Genomic DNA, 17,044 nt, shown 5'->3' on the forward strand with positions numbered 1-17,044 from the left:
TGAAGAGGAGCAGTAGGACGCACAGGGGAGGCAGCTTTGCAGTCCGGGGTTGATGGCGTGGTGCGGGTTGATCACTGCCATTGGCCTCAAGAGCGGAAGGCAACATGGGGTAGATGTTGCGATGGGTCATTTCGATCGTACGCTGGAGTTGATAGATCAGTTGCAGCACGCCGGCACAGCCGCCGCCGTCTGCGAAAAGCTGCTGGGGGTAACAAGCGGGTTCGGGCTGACGGCGCTGATGGCCGGGACGGTTCCGCAACCTGGCACGCCGAGAAACCAGCAAAAGGACCATGTGCTGCTCTGCGACTGGCCGGCTGAATGGCTTGAGCGCTACGTCGCGCGCAACTACGTCGATCACGACCCCGTCGTCAGCCACATGAAGCAGCTTCAAGCGCCATTCCAGTGGCGGGAAGCATCTCAGGGCATCCGCATCGGCAAGAGCGGCGGCGAGGTGATGGGCGATGCCGGCGAATTCAAGCTGCGCGACGGGTTGGCCTTCCCGCTAATCACGCTCGATGGCCAGATCGTCATGGTGTCGCTAGGCGGCGAGGCTGTCGAATTGTCGAGTGCCGAGTTCGGGTTGGTGTCGCTGGTCTCGACTTATGCGATTGGCCGCGCAATGCAGCTCCACACCATGGCGGGCAAAACCATCGATCATGTCGAATTAACGCCGCGTGAGCGCGAATGCCTGCAATGGGCTGCTGTTGGCAAGTCCGAATGGGAGATTTCACAAATTCTCGGCATTTCGGAACACACGTCAGAGAAACACCTTCTTAACGCCAAAAGCAAACTCGGTGCCGTCAACCGGGTCCAGGCCGTCGCGGAAGCGATAAGGCGCGGCTATATTAACTAGGTCGGCCGCGCCGGCCTAGAAATTCTTGCTTGCGTGATCGCGTAATTTTTTTGGGAAAGCACGGCCGTATCTTCCTATTGAAACTAGGAGACGGCAAATGCTTTTTTCCCTCACGACCCAGGAATTGATGGAACGGCCCGACCTCTGGGAGGCAGTTCATCGTTTGCGTTACAGAGTTTTCGTCGAAGAGATGGGATGGACCGATCTGCAGCGCCCTGATGGCCTCGAGATCGATCAATTCGACCACGACGAGGCAGTGCACCAGATCGTCATCCGCAATGGCGAGCTCGCCGGTTATCAGCGGATGTTGCCGACGACCCGGGCACATCTTCTAACCGATGTGCTGGCGGACCTTTATGAGGGAACCCCACCGTCGGGCCCGAATGTCTATGAACTGACCCGCTATGCGGTTGCGCCGGGATTCCGCGACGGTCGGCGCGGCGTGTCGACGGTCGGCACCGAGCTGATCGCCGGCTTCGTCGAGTGGGGTCTGAAGCGCAACGTCAATCAGGTGATCATCGAATTCGAGCCGATGTGGGTGCTTCGCGCGCTGCAGCTGCATTTCCTGGCAACGCCGCTCGGTTACCAGCGTACCTATGGCAACCAGCAGGTGGTTGCCACACTGCTCACCTTCAACGAGCACACGCTCGACGTGGTGCGTTCGCGCCGCAACCATTTTGCGCCGGTGCTGGCCAGAGGGTACCCGGACATGCTCGGACAGAGACGCGCCTCGTGAGATTGGAGAGAGGCCATGAACGTTCACGCAAAAGCAGAATTCCGCAATCACACGCTGATCGTCACGGTATCGTCGGGTGACGGCCGCCCGGTGCTGGACAGGCGGGCCTATGAAAGCCTGGCCAGGACATTCCACGAAGCCGCTGTCGACGACGACGTCCGCGTCGTGGTCCTGCGCGGCTTGGCCGGGTGCTTCTGCCTCGGTGCCGATTTCTCCGAATTTCTCGACGCCACCAAACATCGGCGACTGATCGCCGCCGTCACCGATATGTTCCGCACGCTGGCGACGTTCCCGAAACCGGTCCTTGCCTGTGTCGACGGCGACGCCGTCGGCGTCGGTTGCACCATCCTGTTCCACTGCGACATGGTGATCGCCTCGAGCAAGAGCACGTTTCGGGTGCCGTTCGTCGATTTCGGCCTGGTGCCGGACGCGGCGACCAGCATTCTGGCGCCGCAGAAGCTCGGCTATGCCGGGGCGTTCCGCTTCTTCTGCCTGGGCGACACGCTCGCCGCCGAAGATGCCAGGGCACTGGGCCTTGTCGGCGAGATCGTGACGGACGGCAGCGTCGAGGAAGCCACGTTGGCAAGAGCCAGGCAACTCGCCAAGAAGCCTGTCGCGGCGCTGCTACAGACGCGCGACCTGCTTAGGGGCGACACCGGCGCGCTCTGCGACCGCATCGACCAGGAGATCTCGCTTTTCCAGCAGGCGCTGCAGGACGACACCACGCTGAAGCGACTGCAGCGGATTGCCCGGCTGGCGGCATGAGAGCCGCGTATCGATGAGGTGAGCTTATTTTTCGAGGAAAGTCGGCCCTTCGCCGATGATCTTCTTGTCCTCCTTGCCGATGACGTCGAGGTCGCGGCCGTCATAGGGAAGCGAAAGGAGAATGCGCTGCATCACGGCCAGCCGCGCGCGCCGTTTGTCGTTCGCCCGCACAATGATCCAGGGCGCGAACTCCTTGTGCGTGCGCTCGACCATCAGGTCGCGCGCTTTGGTGTATTCGTCCCATTTGGTGATGCCGGCGATGTCGATTGGCGAAAACTTCCAGCTCTTCAGCGGGCTCCAGCGGCGGTCGTGGAATCGCTCGAGCTGCGTTTCCCGGCCGATGTTCAGCCAGAATTTGAAGAAATGTATGCCCTCGTTGCGGATCATCCGCTCGAAATGCGGAACCTCGTTCAGAAATTGCTCGTGCTGCTCGGGCGTGCAGAATCCCATCACCGGTTCAACGCCGGCGCGGTTATACCAGGAGCGGTCGAAGGTGACGAATTCGCCCGACGTCGGGAAGTGGTCGACGTAGCGCTGGAAGTACCATTGTCCAAGCTCGGTGGGCGTTGGCTTGGTCAGCGCCACGTTGCGCGCCGTGCGAGGGTTCAGATACTGGCGCAAAACGAAGATCGTGCCGCCCTTGCCGGCAGCGTCGCGCCCCTCGAACAGCGACATTGCCCGCTTGCCCGTCGACTGCAGCCACGCCTGCGCCTTGACCAGCTCGATCTGCAGCTTCTCTAGCCTCTCGTCATACTCCTCGCTCTTCATCTTCTTGTCGTAAGGGTAACCGCCGGCGGTGAGCTTGCGGTCCTCGACCCAGTCGGGAAGCGCGGGGGCCTCGATGTCGAACGCCCTCTCCTTGCCGTCGATCATGATCTTCAGCGGCCCCGATGAGGGTGCGGTGGGGCTTTCCTTAGCGTTTTTCATCGAGGCGAACCTTTCCAGCTTCCGGACTCGTGCTATTGGGAGCCTTACTGCATCGGCCCGAAAATCGGAATCGATTTTCGGAAAGAACGATGCAGCAGATAAAGTGGTAGAGCGTCCTTTGTGCGTCCAATTGGACGCACTGCGCTCTAGCGCCGGTCCAGCAAGAAGTTCTTGAAGTGGCCGCAGACGGAGCGCAAATGGCCGACATCGGCACAGAGCGGAGAGGCAGGGCGCAAGCCGTCGCCATGCGGCTGTGGAACAGCCGCTGGCTGCTGGCGGCCGGCCTCGTTGCAGTTCTGATGGTCTATGGTTTTGCCGGCATGTCTGGCTATGTGGTGCTGCTGGCTGGCGCCGTGCTGGTTGCCGCTGCGATGCTGCCGGCCGGCATCGCCCGCCAATCGACCGAAAATGCCGCGGCCATCGAGTCAAGCGTGCAACAACTTTCCGGCGAATATCTCGCGGCGGCGGTTGCCGATCCGCTGATCATTTTCGATCGCTCCGCCGCCATCGTCCACGCCAACGCCGCTGCCTTTGCCGCCTTCGGCGGGATTGCCCCCGGCATGTCGCTGTCGCTGAAATTCCGCGCGCCGGAAATGCAGGCCTTGCTGGATAGTATCTTGGCGGGCAACGTCGCTTCGGACAGCGTCGACTACATAGAAAAGCTGCCGGTCGAACGAGCCTATCGGGTGAGCGCGTCTTCAGTCGGCCATGCCACGGATCTCTACGTGCTGGTGTTCAAGGACCAGAGTGAGGCGCGCCGGATCGACAGAATGCGTGCCGACTTCATTGCCAATGCCAGCCACGAGCTGCGCACGCCTCTCGCCTCGATCGCCGGCTTCATCGAGACGCTGCGCGGGCCGGCCCGCAACGACCCCGCGGCGCGCGAGCAGTTCCTGCAGATCATGCAGAACCAGACCAGCCGCATGGCGCGCCTCATCGACGACCTTCTGTCGCTGTCGCGCTTGGAGATGAAGCCCTATCTCAAGCCGGGAACCGAGGTCGACCTGCGCCAGGCCATCGACAGCGTCATCGATTCGCTTGGGCCGCTCGCAAAGGAAAACGGCGTCGTCATCGAGCGTGATTTCGCGGAAGGGCCGCTCGACGTGCCCGGCGATCGGGACGAGCTTTTCCAGGTCTTCGAAAACCTGCTGGAAAACGCCTGCAAATATGGTCAGTCGGGCGGACGCGTCGTGGTGTCGATCATACGCAGCGACAGCGATCCCGAACCAGGCATCGACGTCACCATCAGGGATTTCGGCCCCGGCATCCCCGAAGAGCACATCCCGCGCATCACCGAGCGCTTCTACCGCATCGACGTCGAGAACAGCCGAACCCAGAAGGGCACCGGCCTTGGCCTGTCCATCGTCAAGCATATCCTGACCCGCCACAACGCCAGACTCTCCATCAGGTCGGAGGTCGGCAAGGGTGCGGCGTTCACGGTCCATTTGCCGGCTCGCTAACGTAGTACTATCTCTAGCACATAATGGGCCGTTTCTTTTTTCTGTCATCCGGCTAGCGTATCAGCGGGGATTCGAGGGAACGACTCAACCACGAGATCCCGGGAAGGCATTTCGTCCATGCAATCCGTGCATATCGTCAGCGCCTATGACGAGGAGCTGAAATATCTGTCGAAGCGCATCGCGGCGATGGGCGGGCATGCCGAGCGCATGGTCGAGCAGGCGGTCGCGGCGCTGGTCAATGCGGATCCGGGGCTTGCCCAGAAAGTCATTCGGGACGACCTGGTTCTGGATGAGGGACAGCGCGAGATCGACGACAAGGCGATCATCATCATCGCCAAACGCCAGCCGATGGCGACGGATCTGCGCGAGATCGTCGGCGCGATCCGCATCTCGGCTGACCTCGAACGGGTAGGCGACCTCGGCAAGAACGTCGCCAAGCGGGTGGTTGCCGTCGCAGACGGGCGCCAGCCGAACAGCCTGTTCCGCGGCCTCGAGGCTTTGGCCAATCTGGCACTGACCCAGCTCAAGGAAGTACTCGACGTCTACGCGTCGCGGTCGGTGGAGAAAATCGGTTTCGTGCGCGACCGCGACGACCAGATCGACGCCATGTACACCTCTCTGTTTCGCGAATTGCTGACCTACATGATGGAAGACCCACGCAACATCACGCCCTGCACACATCTCCTGTTTTGCGCCAAGAACATCGAGCGCATCGGCGACCACGCTACCAACATCGCCGAGACGATCTACTATATCGTCACCGGCGATCAGATGCCGGCCGATCGTCCGAAGGGCGACAAGACGGACAAGATTATTCTTCCCGCAACCCAACCAGCGAAGTGAGTTCTCTCAGAACTGATGCGAATTTCGGATTCGCCACCTGACAGAAAATTGCGCTAAGCTTTCGACGCGCCGACTTCTCAGTTCCGCGATGAAGGCCCCGCCTTCAGGAGGCTGCGATGGAATACGTCCGCGAGTTTGCTCCTGCGCCGCCGATGTCGGGTATAATCGCTTGCGGCGTCTATACGGCTGGGCGGCGCATCGCCGACATTCCGATCGAGGAAGCCGGCGAATGGGCCGGGAAGCCGGGCCACGTGGTCTGGATCGGACTGCTGGAGCCCGACCGCAATTTGTTGCTGCGCGTCCAGGCGCAATTCCATCTGCATGAGCTGGCGATCGAGGACGCCGAGCATCCGCACCAGCGACCGAAGATCGAGCAATATGGTGATGCCCTGTTCATCGTTGCCCGCACGGCGCAGCTGATCGACAGCCGCGTCACCTTCGGCGAGACGCATCTGTTCGTCGGCGCGGGCTACATTGTCAGCGTCAGGCATGGCCCGTCGACCTCCTACGCGGCCGTTCGCCAGCATTGGGAAAGCTGCCCGCATTCGCTTGCCAAGGGCGAGGATTTCGTCCTCTACGCCATTCTCGATTTCATCGTCGACAACTATATGCCGGTGCTTGAGCAGATCGAAAACGAGGTCGAGGCGATCGAGGACAAGGTTCTGCTGAAACCGATGACCGGCTCCGATATCGAACGGCTTTATATGCTGCGCCGCGATCTCTTGCGCCTGCGTAATGCGGCCCTGCCGCTGGTGGAGGTCTGCCGGCGGCTCACCAGCGCCGATCTGCCGCAAATCCACACAGCCATGCACCCGCTGTTTCGCGACGTCACCGACCACATCCGCACTGTCCAGGAAAAGATCGACAGCCTGCGTGAGGTTCTCGCCTTCGCCTTCGAGGCGAGCCTTCTGGTCGGTCAAAGCCAGGAGACGGCGATCTCCAAGAAGCTTGCCTCATGGGCCGCAATCTTGGCCGTGCCGACGGCATTCGCCGGCATTTACGGCATGAATTTCAGCGACATGCCGGAACTGAGGATGGAATATGGCTACCCGGCCGTCCTGGCGGCAATTGCCCTGATCTGCACGTTTCTTTACTGGCGGTTTCGCAAGAATGGGTGGCTTTGAAGCGAGGGCAGTAGGGCAGGAGGGCAGTAGGGCAGTAGGGCAGTAGGGCAGTAGGGCAGTAGGGCAGTAGGGCAGTAGGGCAGTAGGGCAGTAGGGCAGTAGGGCAGTAGGCTATCGCTTCGGGAGCGCGCTTCTCTACAATTCACCTACTGCCGTACTGCCTTACTCCCCTATTCCCCTAACTATCTGCTCCGCCGCCGCTCCGATGCCGGCTGGAACGCCACGCGGGCGTGGTACTTGCAGTAGGGGCCGGTTTCGGCGGCGTCGTTGCCGCAGAAATGGAAGTCTTCCGAAAGCGGATCGCCGTTCGGCCATTTGCAAGTGCGCTCGTTGAGTTCGACAAGTTGCAGATGCCGCGAGATCGGCACGACGACGTTCTCGACCGGGCGGATATAGTGGCGCGCCACCGGTTCGGCATCGAACTGCGCCTTGAGCGCGGTCGCACCGATCGACATCGAGGTGGTGGCATGGCGCGTGGCGCTTGCTGCCCGGGACACCGATTTCTGGATCGTCGATCCCTGCACCGTCTTCTTCTGGCGTGCCGGTGAGGCGGTCGTGCGTCCGCGACCGGACAGTTTCAGCCGGTGCACTTTGCCGATGACCGCATTGCGGCTGACCCCGCCAAGCTGTGCGGCGATCTGGCTGGCGCTGAGGCCCTCCGACCACAATTTTCTGAGAAGTTCGACTCGCTCGTCAGTCCAGTTCATGAGACCGCGCTCCTGCTGAAACGTGCGGCAATCGGAATCCATTCCCGACCCGGCTTCTGCCGGGCAGACACCACATATATCGGGTGATTAGGTCCGCCGCACGAAATCTAGTTATTTCTCTACTACAATTACCTTATGCGCTGACTCGGTGACAAGAGTCCCAAGGCCAACACGAATCGGTTTTTTCGGTTTTCCCCAACTTGCCCGGTCGCTTATGAGCCGGCGTTATGCTGGGGGGCTTGCCGCGCGACCTTGCGCGACCTTTTCGTTGACTTCACGGCCGAAAAACACGATAAGCCACAAGGGCCGCCGCTTTGGCGGCTTTTTGATTTTTCCGGTTCCGGAGACGCATATAATGAGCGGTTCGGCGCTTTTCGAGACCTTTGTTCGCGCACCCCTGGCTTTCGACCACGGTGAAGGCACCTGGCTGGTCACCGACAAGGGCGAGCGATATCTCGATTTCGCCGGCGGCATCGCCGTGAATTCGTTGGGCTACAGCCATCCGCATCTGGTCGCGGCCCTCACCGAGCAGGCCGCCAAGCTCTGGCACGTCTCCAATCTGTACGAGATTCCTGGACAGAGCCGGCTCGGCGAGCGGCTGGCCGACGCAAGCTTCGCCGACAAGGTGTTCTTCACCAATTCCGGCGCAGAGGCGCTCGAATGCGCCATCAAGACGGCGCGGCGCTACCACTTCGTCAAGGGCCATCCCGAGCGCTACCGCACAATCACCTTCGAAGGCGCCTTCCACGGCCGCACCCTGGCGACCATCGCCGCCGGCGGCCAGTACAAGTATCTGGAAGGTTTCGGCCCCAAGGTCGACGGCTTCGACCAGGTCGGCTTCGACGATGTGGATGCCGCCGAGAAGGCGATCACGCCTGAAACCGCGGCGATCCTGATCGAGCCGGTGCAAGGGGAGGGCGGCATCAGGCAAGTGCCGACGCAATCGCTGAAGCGGCTCAGGCAGCTCTGCGATCAGCACGGACTGCTCCTGATTTTCGACGAGGTCCAATGCGGCGTCGGCCGCACCGGAAAGCTGTTCGCGCATGAGTGGGCGGGTGTCACACCCGACCTCATGGCGGTGGCCAAAGGCATCGGCGGCGGCTTTCCGATGGGTGCCTGCCTCGCCACCGACGAGGCAGCGGTCGGCATGACCGCCGGCGTGCACGGCACCACCTTCGGCGGCAATCCGCTGGCAATGGCGGTCGGCAACGCCGTGCTCGACGTGGTGCTGGAAGACGGCTTTCTCGAAGACGTCCGGCGCAAGGCACTGCTGTTGAAGCAGGGGCTCGCTGGCGTCGCCGACGAATTTCCGGATGTTATCGAAAGCATCAGGGGCACCGGCCTGATGCTCGGGCTTAAATGCGCGATGCCCAACACCAAGGTCACGGTGGCACTGCGTGACCAGCATCTCTTGACGGTTCCGGCCGGCGACAACGTTATCCGCCTGCTACCGCCTCTCACCGTCACCGACGCCGAGATCCACGAAGCGCTCGAGCGCATTCGTGCCGGCGCCAAGAGCCTGGCAGATGCCATCGTCGCTGCCGCTGCGAAGTAATCCTGGAATTTCTGATGTCCCTTCGCCATTTCACCGATCTTTCCGCCGTTTCCGAAGGCGATCTGCGCTTCATGCTCGACGACGCAGCGGTGCGAAAGGCAAGGCTCAAGGCCGGCGAACGCAGCAAGCCGCTCGAAGGCAAGGTGCTGGCGATGATCTTCGACAAGCCGTCGACGCGCACGCGCGTGTCGTTCGACGTCGGTATGCGGCAGTTGGGTGGCGAGACGATCATGCTGACCGGCACCGAGATGCAGCTTGGCCGCTCGGAGACCATTGCCGACACGGCCAAGGTGCTGTCGCGCTATGTCGATGCCATCATGATCCGCACCACCTCGCATGACCGGCTGCTGGAACTGACGGAAAACGCTACGGTCCCCGTCATCAACGGGCTGACCGACGAGACCCATCCCTGCCAGCTGATGGCCGACATCATGACCTTCGAAGAGCACCGCGGTCCGGTGGCCGGTAAAACGATCGCCTGGACCGGCGACGGCAACAACGTGCTGCATTCGCTGCTGGAGGCATCCGCGCGGTTCCATTTCAAGCTGAACGTCGCCGTGCCCGAGGGCAGCGAACCGGCCCAGAAGCATGTCGACTGGTCGAAAGCCAATGGCGGCAAGCTGAAATTCAGCCGTTCGCCCGAGGAGGCCGTTCACGAGGCCGACTGCATCGTCACCGACTGCTGGGTGTCGATGGGCCAGGAGCACCGTGCCCGCGGCCACAATGTCTTCCTGCCCTATCAGGTCAATGCGGCACTGATGGCGAAAGCCAAGCCGGACGCGCTGTTCATGCACTGTCTACCGGCGCATCGCGGTGAGGAGGTTACCGACGAGGTCATCGACGGACCGCATTCGGTGGTGTTCGATGAGGCCGAGAACCGGCTCCATGCCCAGAAGGCGGTCTTGGCCTGGTGCCTGGGCGCTTGATACGAGCCGCGGTGATCCGGGCCGGCCTGATCTGCGCCGCCTTGATCTGGGCCGCCTTGATCCGGGAGTTGGTGGTGCCTATCTCAGGCGCATCACGCAAATCGAGCGCGTCTCGTCGCATGCGCCCCGGAGGGCGGCATCGCCGCGCCCCGGAGCTTTGTCATGTTGGAAACTCATCAATTGGCTGAACATAAACCCAAGCTCGGCGAATTCGGCTACGCCGGCGACGACCATGTCGTGCCGTTCGAGGTCGGCCCGCTCGACGTGCGCGGTCGCACCGTCCAGCTCGGGCCGATGCTCGATGCTATTCTCAGCCGCCACGACTATCCCGAGCCGGTCGCCCGGCTCCTGGCTGAAGCCTGTGTGTTGACGGTATTGCTCGGAACTTCGCTGAAGTTCGAGGGCAAGTTCATTCTGCAGACCCGCACCGACGGGCCGGTCGACATGCTGGTCGCGGATTTCTCCACGCCGCACGCGCTGCGCGCTTATGCCCGCTTCGATGCCGACCGGCTGCAGGCTTTGACTTCTGCCGGCGAGACGTCACCGCAGACGCTGCTCGGCAGCGGCGTCCTGGCGCTGACCATCGACCAGGGCGCTCACACACAACGCTACCAGGGCATCGTCCAGCTCGACGGCGTCACACTGGAAGATGCCGCACGCACTTATTTCCGCCAGTCGGAGCAGATTCCGACCGACCTCCGGCTTTCGGTTGCCAAGCTTCTGACGCCCGGCGTCGGCGGTGCCCGCGAGCAATGGCGGGCCGGTGGCCTGCTGGCACAATTCCTGCCGCAGTCGGCGGAGCGCATGCGCGTACCCGACCTTCCCGGTGGCGACGGCGATCCGCGTGAGGAAATCCACGACCCGACCGACAATTCCTGGCAGGAGCTGCTGGCGCTGGTTGGTACTATTGAACCGACCGAGCTGATCGATCCGACGATCGGCGCCGAACGGCTGCTTTACCGGCTTTTCCACGAGCATGGCGTCCGCGTGTTCGGCGGGGTGCCGGTCGCCGACCAGTGCTCATGCTCGAGGGAGAAGATCCACGGCATCCTCGAAGGCTTTTCCGCCGAGGAGATCAGGGACAGCACCGAGGATGGCAGCATTCACGTCGCCTGCGAATTCTGCTCGAAGCAATATGACTTCGACCCGGCGGAGTTTGCAGCGGCCGGATGACGGCCGTCAATTGACGGTGCGCCGCATTCCCGGCAAGTCGAGCGAGAAGGCGGGGATGGCGACGTCGAACGTCTCGCCCCGCTTGTTGCGCATGGTGTAGTGCCCGACCATGATGCCGGACGGCGTCGAGAGCGGGCATCCAGACGTATACTGATAGCTGTCGCCGGGGTTGAGTCCGGGTTGCTCGCCGACGACCCCGGGGCCGCGCACTTCCTCGACCTTGCCGGTGCCGTCGGTAATGTGCCAGTAGCGCGACAGAAGCTGCACGAACTCATCCGACTGATTGTCGATGGTCACCTGATATCCCCAGACATAGCGGTTTTGCGGCGGGTCGGAGTGATCCTCCAGATAGAACGGCCTGACCTGCACTTCGATGTTGCGGGTGACGGCGCTGTACATAAACTGCTCCAAAGCAATGTAGATGGAACTTCGACGCTCAGCGCAGTTTGATCAACGATGCGCGTCATCTCCTTGCCCGACTCGAGCGCAGGTGCCGAAAAACAATGTCATTTAAGTGACACATGACAATGATGGTGTGCAGGCTTGTGCCGGGCGACTCAGCGTTCTGTCGAATTGTTGAAAACGGCCGTCATGCGGCCGGCACTTCTGGAGTGACCAGATCTCGATGGAACCGACATTCGCAGCCGCCCTCCTTTCCATAGCCCTCCTTCTTTCAAATCTCGCCAGCATCCTGTTAGCTTCGCTGAAGCTGAAGCGACCAGGCAGGATCGCACCGCCCGCGGCCAACGCGCCGCCGGTATCGATCGTCATCCCGGCGCGCGGCGTCGAGCCGTTTGCCGAAGAGACGCTGGAGCGCGCCTTCTCACTCGACTGGCCGCGCTACGAACTCATCTTCTGCGTTGCCCATGCCGACGACCCGGTGGTCAAGCCGATCACCGCCGCAATGGCGCGCTTTCCAGCTATTCGCGCCCGTCTTCTAGTCGGTGACGACCGCATCAGCGGCAATCCAAAACTCAACAATTGCGTGAAGGGTTGGGAAGCGGCGCATTATAGCTGGGTCATCCTTGCCGATTCCAACGTGCTTATGCCGAGCGACTACGTCCAGCACCTGATGGCGGCGTGGCGGCACGACACCGGCCTCGTCTGCTCGACGCCGATCGGCTCGCGGCCGGACGGCTTCTGGGGGGAGGTCGAATGCGCCTTTCTCAACACGCTGCAGGCACGCTGGCAGTACGCCGGAGAGGCGCTCGGCCTCGGCTTCGCGCAGGGCAAGAGCATGTTGTGGAATAAGCCGATGCTCGACGCCAATGGCGGCATCTGCGCGCTTGCTGCCGAGATCGCCGAAGACGCCGCCGCGACCAAGCTGGTCAACGGGTTCGGACTGCGGGTCAATCTTGTCGCCTCGCCCTTCGAACAGCCGCTCGGCCGGCGCACGTTTGGCGAGATCTGGTCGCGGCAGGCGCGCTGGGCGCGGCTGCGCCGCGTCACCTTCGCGCTGTTCTTCGCCCCCGAGATCCTGATCGGCGCAGCGCCGCCGCTGGTGCTTGCGCTGATCGCGGCGGCTGACGCCGGCGTCAGCCTGCCGGCAACCGCCATCGCCGTGCTGGTCGCGGCCTACCTGCCGGAATGCGCCTTGGCCTCGGCCAAGGGATGGCACCTGTCGCTGCGCACCATCCTGGCGATGATGGCGCGAGACCTGATGCTTCCCGCCATTTGGGCGCGCGGATGGCTGAGCGGCGCCGTCGACTGGCGCGGCAATGTGATGACTATCCAGACCAAGCCCGTCGCGGAGCTGGAAGAGACCCCGTCCGGCGCCTGATCGGCGCGTCCCCGCTCGCCTCTATTCGGCCAGCCCTTATCCGGCAACTCTCAGTGCCTGCTCGATGTCTTCGAGCAGGTCGTCGGCGTCCTCAAGGCCAACTGACAGCCTGAGCGTTCCCGGTCCGATGCCGAGCTCGGCGCGGGCCTCATCGGTCAAGTTCTTGTGCGTCGTCGTCGCCGGATGGGTGATCAGGCTCTTGGCGTCGCCGAGATTGTTGGAAATCAGCACGACGTCGAGTGCGTTCTGGAAGGCAAAGGCCGCCTGCTTGCCGCCCTTCACATCGAGGCAAATCAGCGTCGAGCCACCCGACATCTGCTTCTTGACCACCGCCGCTTGCGGGTGGTCGGCACGGCCAGGATAGATGACACGGGCGATTTGCGGGCGCTCGGCGAGGAAATCCGCGATGCGGCCGGCACTTTCCGTTTGCTGGCGTACGCGTAGCGGCAGCGTCTCCAGGCCTTTCAGCAGCGTCCAGGCATTGAAGGGCGAGAGGCTTGGGCCGGTGTGGCGGAAATAGTCATGCAGGTTCTCGTCGATCCATTTCTTGTCCGACAGAACGATGCCGCCAAGACAGCGCCCCTGGCCGTCAATATGCTTCGTGGCCGAATAGACGACGATGTGGGCGCCGAGCTGCAGGGGTTTCTGCTGCAAGGGCGTAGCGAAGACATTGTCGACGATCAGCCTGGCGCCGATCGAATTGGCAAGTGCCGCGACGGCGGCGATGTCGATCACCTCCAGCGTCGGATTGGTCGGGCTTTCCAGAAAGAACAGTTTGGTGTTCGGCTTGACCGCCTTTTCCCAATTGGCGATGTCGGTGCCGTCGACCAGCGTTGCCTCAATGCCGTATTTCGGCGCCAGCGTCTCGACCACCCAGCGGCAGGAGCCGAACAGCGCGCGCGCCGCGACGATATGGTCGCCCGCCTTGGCGCTGCACAGCAGTGCTGCCGTCACCGCCGCCATGCCGGATGCCGTGGCGCGCGCGTCCTCGGCTCCTTCCAGCGCGCACATGCGTTTCTCAAACATGTCGACCGTCGGATTGGCATAGCGCGAATAGATGAAGCCCGGCTCCTCGCCCTTGAAGCGGGCCTCCGCCGCTTGCGCCGTCTCGTAGACATAGCCTTGGGTGAGATACATCGCCTCGGAGGTCTCGCCGAAGCCGGAACGCAGCGTCCCGGCATGCACGAGTGCGGTCTGAGGCTTCCAGTCGCGCTTCTTGGTCATCATTCCATCCAAACACCAAAATTGGTCCAAACAACAAAAAACCGGTCGCGAAAGTCGCAACCGGTCCATATGGCCTTGCGGCCCGACGGTCCTTTAGCGACTTGTTTAACGTGGCTGCAAGCCGACCGGCCAAATCACCACGGGATAACGAGCTTTAGACCCGCGCCACGCTTGCGTCAATTGCCGGCATGATTAAGAGGGTTGTACCAAGCAGGTGCCAAAGGCGTCCACGGTCGGACCTGCGACAGAACAAGACCTCGCCCGGCGTTCGAACGGAGCCAGACCCTTGCGGCAGACAGGCATTCTTCCCGATCAGGATATTTCCGCGCTGTTCCAGACGGGCGCGCTGAAATCGCCGCGCACGCTCGATTCCGATCAGATCCAGCCGGCCAGCCTTGACCTCAGGCTCGGCGACAAGGCCTGGCGGGTGCGTGCTTCCTTCTTGCCCGGCCCGGACTACAGGGTTGTCAACAAGCTCGACCGGCTGAAGCTGCACGAGATCAACCTCGCCGAAGGTGCCGTGCTGGAAACCGGCTGCGTCTACATCGTGCCGCTGCTCGAAAGCCTGGCGCTGCCCGCGCATATTTCCGCCTCGGCCAACCCGAAAAGCTCGACCGGACGGCTCGATATCTTCACCCGGGTAATGACCGACCGTGGCCACGAGTTCGACAAGATCGCCGCAGGCTATGAAGGTCCGCTCTATCTGGAGGTCAGCCCGCGCACTTTCCCGATCGTCGTGCGCACCGGCTCGCGGCTGTCACAGATCAGGTTCCGCACCGGCAATGCGCTCTTGTCAGAAAGCGAGCTGCACGAGTTGCACCGCGCCGAGATGCTGGTCGCCACCGAACCACCCAACATCTCAGGCGGCGGCATCGCGCTGTCGATCGACCTCGACGGCGACAAGGATGGGCTTGTCGGCTATCGCGGCAAGCACCACACCGGCCTGGTCGACGTCGACAAGCGCGCCGCGCAGGATGTCGTCGATTTCTGGGAGCCGCTCTACAAGAGCGGTGCCGGCGAGCTGGTGCTCGATCCGGACGAATTCTATATTCTGGTGTCGCGCGAGGCGGTGCATGTGCCGCCAGTCTACGCCGCCGAAATGACGCCTTTCGACCCGCTGGTCGGCGAGTTCCGCGTCCATTATGCCGGTTTCTTCGACCCGGGTTTCGGCCATTCGGCGTCGGGCGGCACCGGCAGCCGGGCGGTGCTCGAGGTGCGCAGCCACGAAGTGCCGTTCATCCTCGATCACGGCCAGATCGTCGGACGGTTGGTCTACGAGCACATGCTGAAACGGCCGCAGGCGCTCTACGGCACAGATCTAGGCTCGAACTATCAGGCGCAGGGCCTGAAACTGTCCAAGCATTTCCGCGTCGCCCGCTGATCTTGTTCGCAGGCCATCAGCCGCGAAACAGATATTCTTTCGCGGCGCCAAGGCAGCCATGAAACTGACCGACAAAGAGCAGTTCTCGCACTGCCAATCGCTTCTTCCCCCAAAAACCTCTGGTTTGCTTCTCGTCGTCAAGTGAAGCGCTTGAGCTGGACTGCAAGGGGAACAACTGCTTGCCGAGACATCCCAGCACATGGGCTCTGGCGGAGTCGATACCGCAGGCTCTGCCATTGTCGTTCAGTCTGTCAGCGCGGAGTGCGGACGTCATGCGATCCGCGTTGCGCATCAGAAAGCTCACTTGCGATTTCGAATAGCCGGTGGCCAGAAGCCGGTCAGTCATCGACATTCGGGCTTCGCGATAGGATCTTGCGCTGCATTGTCCGGCGCTGTAAGCCGCTGGGGAGAAATAGGCGAGGAACAGGACTAAACTTACGAACACAGTGCCAATCCGCAGGCCGTTCATTTCTCGCCCCTGAATTATGTCACCAGTTTACAACGCCTTCACCGCCACCTTCACCGGCTGCTCGATTTCAAGCGGGTTGCGCAGAGGCAGGCCGAAATCCTGCGCCTCGATTTCGAATACGTCACCGGCCTCGGTCCTGATGCCGTCGGCGAAGGACAGCGTCGCCGTGCCGAACATGTGTACATGCACGTCACCCGGCTGGCGGAAGGCCGAGTATTTGAAGTGATGATGCTCGAGATTGCCAATGGTGTGCGACATGTTCGCCTCGCCCGACAGGAACGGCTTTTCCCAAAGCAGCTTGCCGTCGCGTAGGATGCGTGAAGCGCCGCGGATGTCGGACGGCAGGTCGCCGATCAGGATCTCCGGGCCGAACGAAGCGTTGCGCAGCTTGGAATGGGCGAGGAAGAGATAGTTCACACGCTCGGTGACGTGGTCGGAAAACTCGTTCGACAGGGTGAAGCCGACACGGAACGGGGCGCCGTCGTCGCCGATCACATAGATCCCGGCGATTTCCGGCTCCTCGCCGGCATCCTGGGCGAAGGCCGGCGACATAAGCGCCGCACCGGGCGCCACCGCCATGGTGCCGTTGCCCTTGTAGAACCATTCCGGCTGCACGCCGGTCAGGCCCTTCGCCGGCTTGCCGCCCTCAAGCCCCATGCGGAACATCTTCATGGAATCGGTCAGCTGTTCCTCGCCGTCCGTGCTGAGCTTCTTGTGCATGGAATCGCGGGTCGCGGCGGAGCCGAGATGCGTCAGCCCGGTACCGGTGAGATGGAGATGCGCCGGATCGGGATGGTTGATCGGCGACAGCAGCCGGCCCTTCTTGTAGGCTGCGTCGAGATCGACGGTTTCGCCGAAGCCCTTGCGCTCGATCAGGGCGACAAGCCCGCTGCCGGTACGCGCGGCTTCCATCGCCAGCGAATAGACGCTGCGGGCGCCGTTGATGACGCGGGTCTTGCCGCCGCTGCGGGCAACGACGCGGATCGTCTCGGCGTCGTCGAGGATTTGTGAGATCAGCATGGTAACCCTCTCTGAATTGTGGGCTTGGCGTGCCTTTCTTGGCAAACCCTGCCCTGCGCGGCCCGGACCCTGTCCGCGCCTCGGTTGAAATTCTTCGTCCG

At 62.3% G+C, this 17,044-nt stretch carries 17 protein-coding genes and 1 riboswitch; of the genes, 11 read left to right on the forward strand and 6 right to left on the reverse strand.

Annotation, left to right across the window (positions count from 1 at the left end; genetic code table 11):
- The first annotated feature begins 121 nt into the window (after positions 1-121).
- The 3 genes from NKI16_RS25015 to NKI16_RS25025 all read left to right on the forward strand — a co-directional run bounded on the left by NKI16_RS25015 (position 122) and on the right by NKI16_RS25025 (position 2,354).
- Positions 122-853, forward strand: a complete 732-nt coding sequence (locus NKI16_RS25015) for a helix-turn-helix transcriptional regulator (protein ID WP_023677341.1) — start codon at positions 122-124, stop codon at positions 851-853.
- A gap of 97 nt (positions 854-950) precedes the next feature.
- Positions 951-1,589 carry an acyl-homoserine-lactone synthase gene (locus NKI16_RS25020; RefSeq protein ID WP_023677342.1) on the forward strand — a complete coding sequence of 213 codons (639 nt, stop codon included), beginning with the start codon at positions 951-953 and terminating at the stop codon, positions 1,587-1,589.
- 15 nt (positions 1,590-1,604) lie between these two features.
- Complete coding sequence (locus NKI16_RS25025) at positions 1,605-2,354, forward strand: enoyl-CoA hydratase-related protein (protein ID WP_352570367.1); 750 nt, start codon at positions 1,605-1,607, stop codon at positions 2,352-2,354.
- Between the two features lie 24 nt (positions 2,355-2,378).
- On the opposite strand, the gene ppk2 is transcribed toward NKI16_RS25025, so the two are convergent.
- Entirely contained in the window at positions 2,379-3,281 is a 903-nt protein-coding gene (gene ppk2, locus NKI16_RS25030) for a polyphosphate kinase 2 (protein ID WP_352570368.1), read from the reverse strand.
- Between the two features lie 197 nt (positions 3,282-3,478).
- Between ppk2 and NKI16_RS25035 the strand changes: the two genes are divergently transcribed.
- From NKI16_RS25035 to NKI16_RS25045, 3 genes are all read left to right on the forward strand, one after another.
- Entirely contained in the window at positions 3,479-4,741 is a 1,263-nt protein-coding gene (locus NKI16_RS25035; protein WP_352570369.1) for a sensor histidine kinase, read from the forward strand.
- Between the two features lie 117 nt (positions 4,742-4,858).
- Positions 4,859-5,584, forward strand: coding sequence for a phosphate signaling complex protein PhoU (gene phoU, locus NKI16_RS25040; RefSeq protein WP_023677346.1), 726 nt, complete (start codon positions 4,859-4,861; stop codon positions 5,582-5,584).
- A gap of 116 nt (positions 5,585-5,700) precedes the next feature.
- Positions 5,701-6,708 (forward strand): magnesium and cobalt transport protein CorA, encoded by a 1,008-nt coding sequence (locus tag NKI16_RS25045; RefSeq protein ID WP_023677347.1) that lies wholly within the window; start codon positions 5,701-5,703, stop codon positions 6,706-6,708.
- A gap of 182 nt (positions 6,709-6,890) precedes the next feature.
- On the opposite strand, the gene NKI16_RS25050 is transcribed toward NKI16_RS25045, so the two are convergent.
- Positions 6,891-7,415: a GcrA family cell cycle regulator gene (locus NKI16_RS25050; RefSeq protein ID WP_023677348.1), complete on the reverse strand. Its 525-nt coding sequence runs from the start codon at positions 7,413-7,415 to the stop codon at positions 6,891-6,893.
- 355 nt (positions 7,416-7,770) lie between these two features.
- Here NKI16_RS25050 and NKI16_RS25055 point away from each other — a divergent pair, with 355 nt between their 5' ends.
- The 3 genes from NKI16_RS25055 to NKI16_RS25065 all read left to right on the forward strand — a co-directional run bounded on the left by NKI16_RS25055 (position 7,771) and on the right by NKI16_RS25065 (position 11,069).
- Positions 7,771-8,970 (forward strand): aspartate aminotransferase family protein, encoded by a 1,200-nt coding sequence (locus tag NKI16_RS25055; protein WP_023677349.1) that lies wholly within the window; start codon positions 7,771-7,773, stop codon positions 8,968-8,970.
- A 14-nt stretch (positions 8,971-8,984) separates the two neighbouring features.
- Complete coding sequence (gene argF, locus NKI16_RS25060) at positions 8,985-9,896, forward strand: ornithine carbamoyltransferase (protein ID WP_031211966.1); 912 nt, start codon at positions 8,985-8,987, stop codon at positions 9,894-9,896.
- A gap of 162 nt (positions 9,897-10,058) precedes the next feature.
- The gene (locus NKI16_RS25065) at positions 10,059-11,069 is read left to right on the forward strand and encodes an Hsp33 family molecular chaperone (protein WP_023677351.1); all 1,011 of its coding nucleotides are present in this window, start codon (positions 10,059-10,061) and stop codon (positions 11,067-11,069) included.
- Positions 11,070-11,075: 6 nt separating this feature from the next.
- Here NKI16_RS25065 and apaG read toward each other — a convergent pair whose 3' ends face one another.
- Positions 11,076-11,468, reverse strand: coding sequence for a Co2+/Mg2+ efflux facilitator ApaG/CorD (apaG, locus tag NKI16_RS25070; protein ID WP_023677352.1), 393 nt, complete (start codon positions 11,466-11,468; stop codon positions 11,076-11,078).
- Between the two features lie 226 nt (positions 11,469-11,694).
- On the opposite strand from apaG, the gene NKI16_RS25075 reads away from it, so the two are divergent.
- Entirely contained in the window at positions 11,695-12,849 is a 1,155-nt protein-coding gene (locus NKI16_RS25075; RefSeq protein WP_023677353.1) for a glycosyltransferase, read from the forward strand.
- A 36-nt stretch (positions 12,850-12,885) separates the two neighbouring features.
- On the opposite strand, the gene NKI16_RS25080 is transcribed toward NKI16_RS25075, so the two are convergent.
- Positions 12,886-14,076 (reverse strand): O-succinylhomoserine sulfhydrylase, encoded by a 1,191-nt coding sequence (locus NKI16_RS25080; RefSeq protein ID WP_031211967.1) that lies wholly within the window; start codon positions 14,074-14,076, stop codon positions 12,886-12,888.
- A 70-nt stretch (positions 14,077-14,146) separates the two neighbouring features.
- Positions 14,147-14,224, reverse strand: a riboswitch (SAM riboswitch).
- A gap of 135 nt (positions 14,225-14,359) precedes the next feature.
- On the opposite strand from NKI16_RS25080, the gene NKI16_RS25085 reads away from it, so the two are divergent.
- Complete coding sequence (locus tag NKI16_RS25085) at positions 14,360-15,454, forward strand: 2'-deoxycytidine 5'-triphosphate deaminase (RefSeq protein WP_023677355.1); 1,095 nt, start codon at positions 14,360-14,362, stop codon at positions 15,452-15,454.
- Positions 15,455-15,470: 16 nt separating this feature from the next.
- Here the strand turns inward: NKI16_RS25085 and NKI16_RS25090 are convergent, their stop codons facing one another.
- Positions 15,471-15,923: a hypothetical protein gene (locus NKI16_RS25090; protein ID WP_023677356.1), complete on the reverse strand. Its 453-nt coding sequence runs from the start codon at positions 15,921-15,923 to the stop codon at positions 15,471-15,473.
- A 27-nt stretch (positions 15,924-15,950) separates the two neighbouring features.
- Positions 15,951-16,943 carry an AraD1 family protein gene (gene araD1 / locus NKI16_RS25095; protein ID WP_352923777.1) on the reverse strand — a complete coding sequence of 331 codons (993 nt, stop codon included), beginning with the start codon at positions 16,941-16,943 and terminating at the stop codon, positions 15,951-15,953.
- Positions 16,944-17,044 lie beyond the last annotated feature (101 nt).

This window comes from Mesorhizobium sp. M0698, from assembly GCF_040320455.1.
GTDB lineage: Bacteria > Pseudomonadota > Alphaproteobacteria > Rhizobiales > Rhizobiaceae > Mesorhizobium.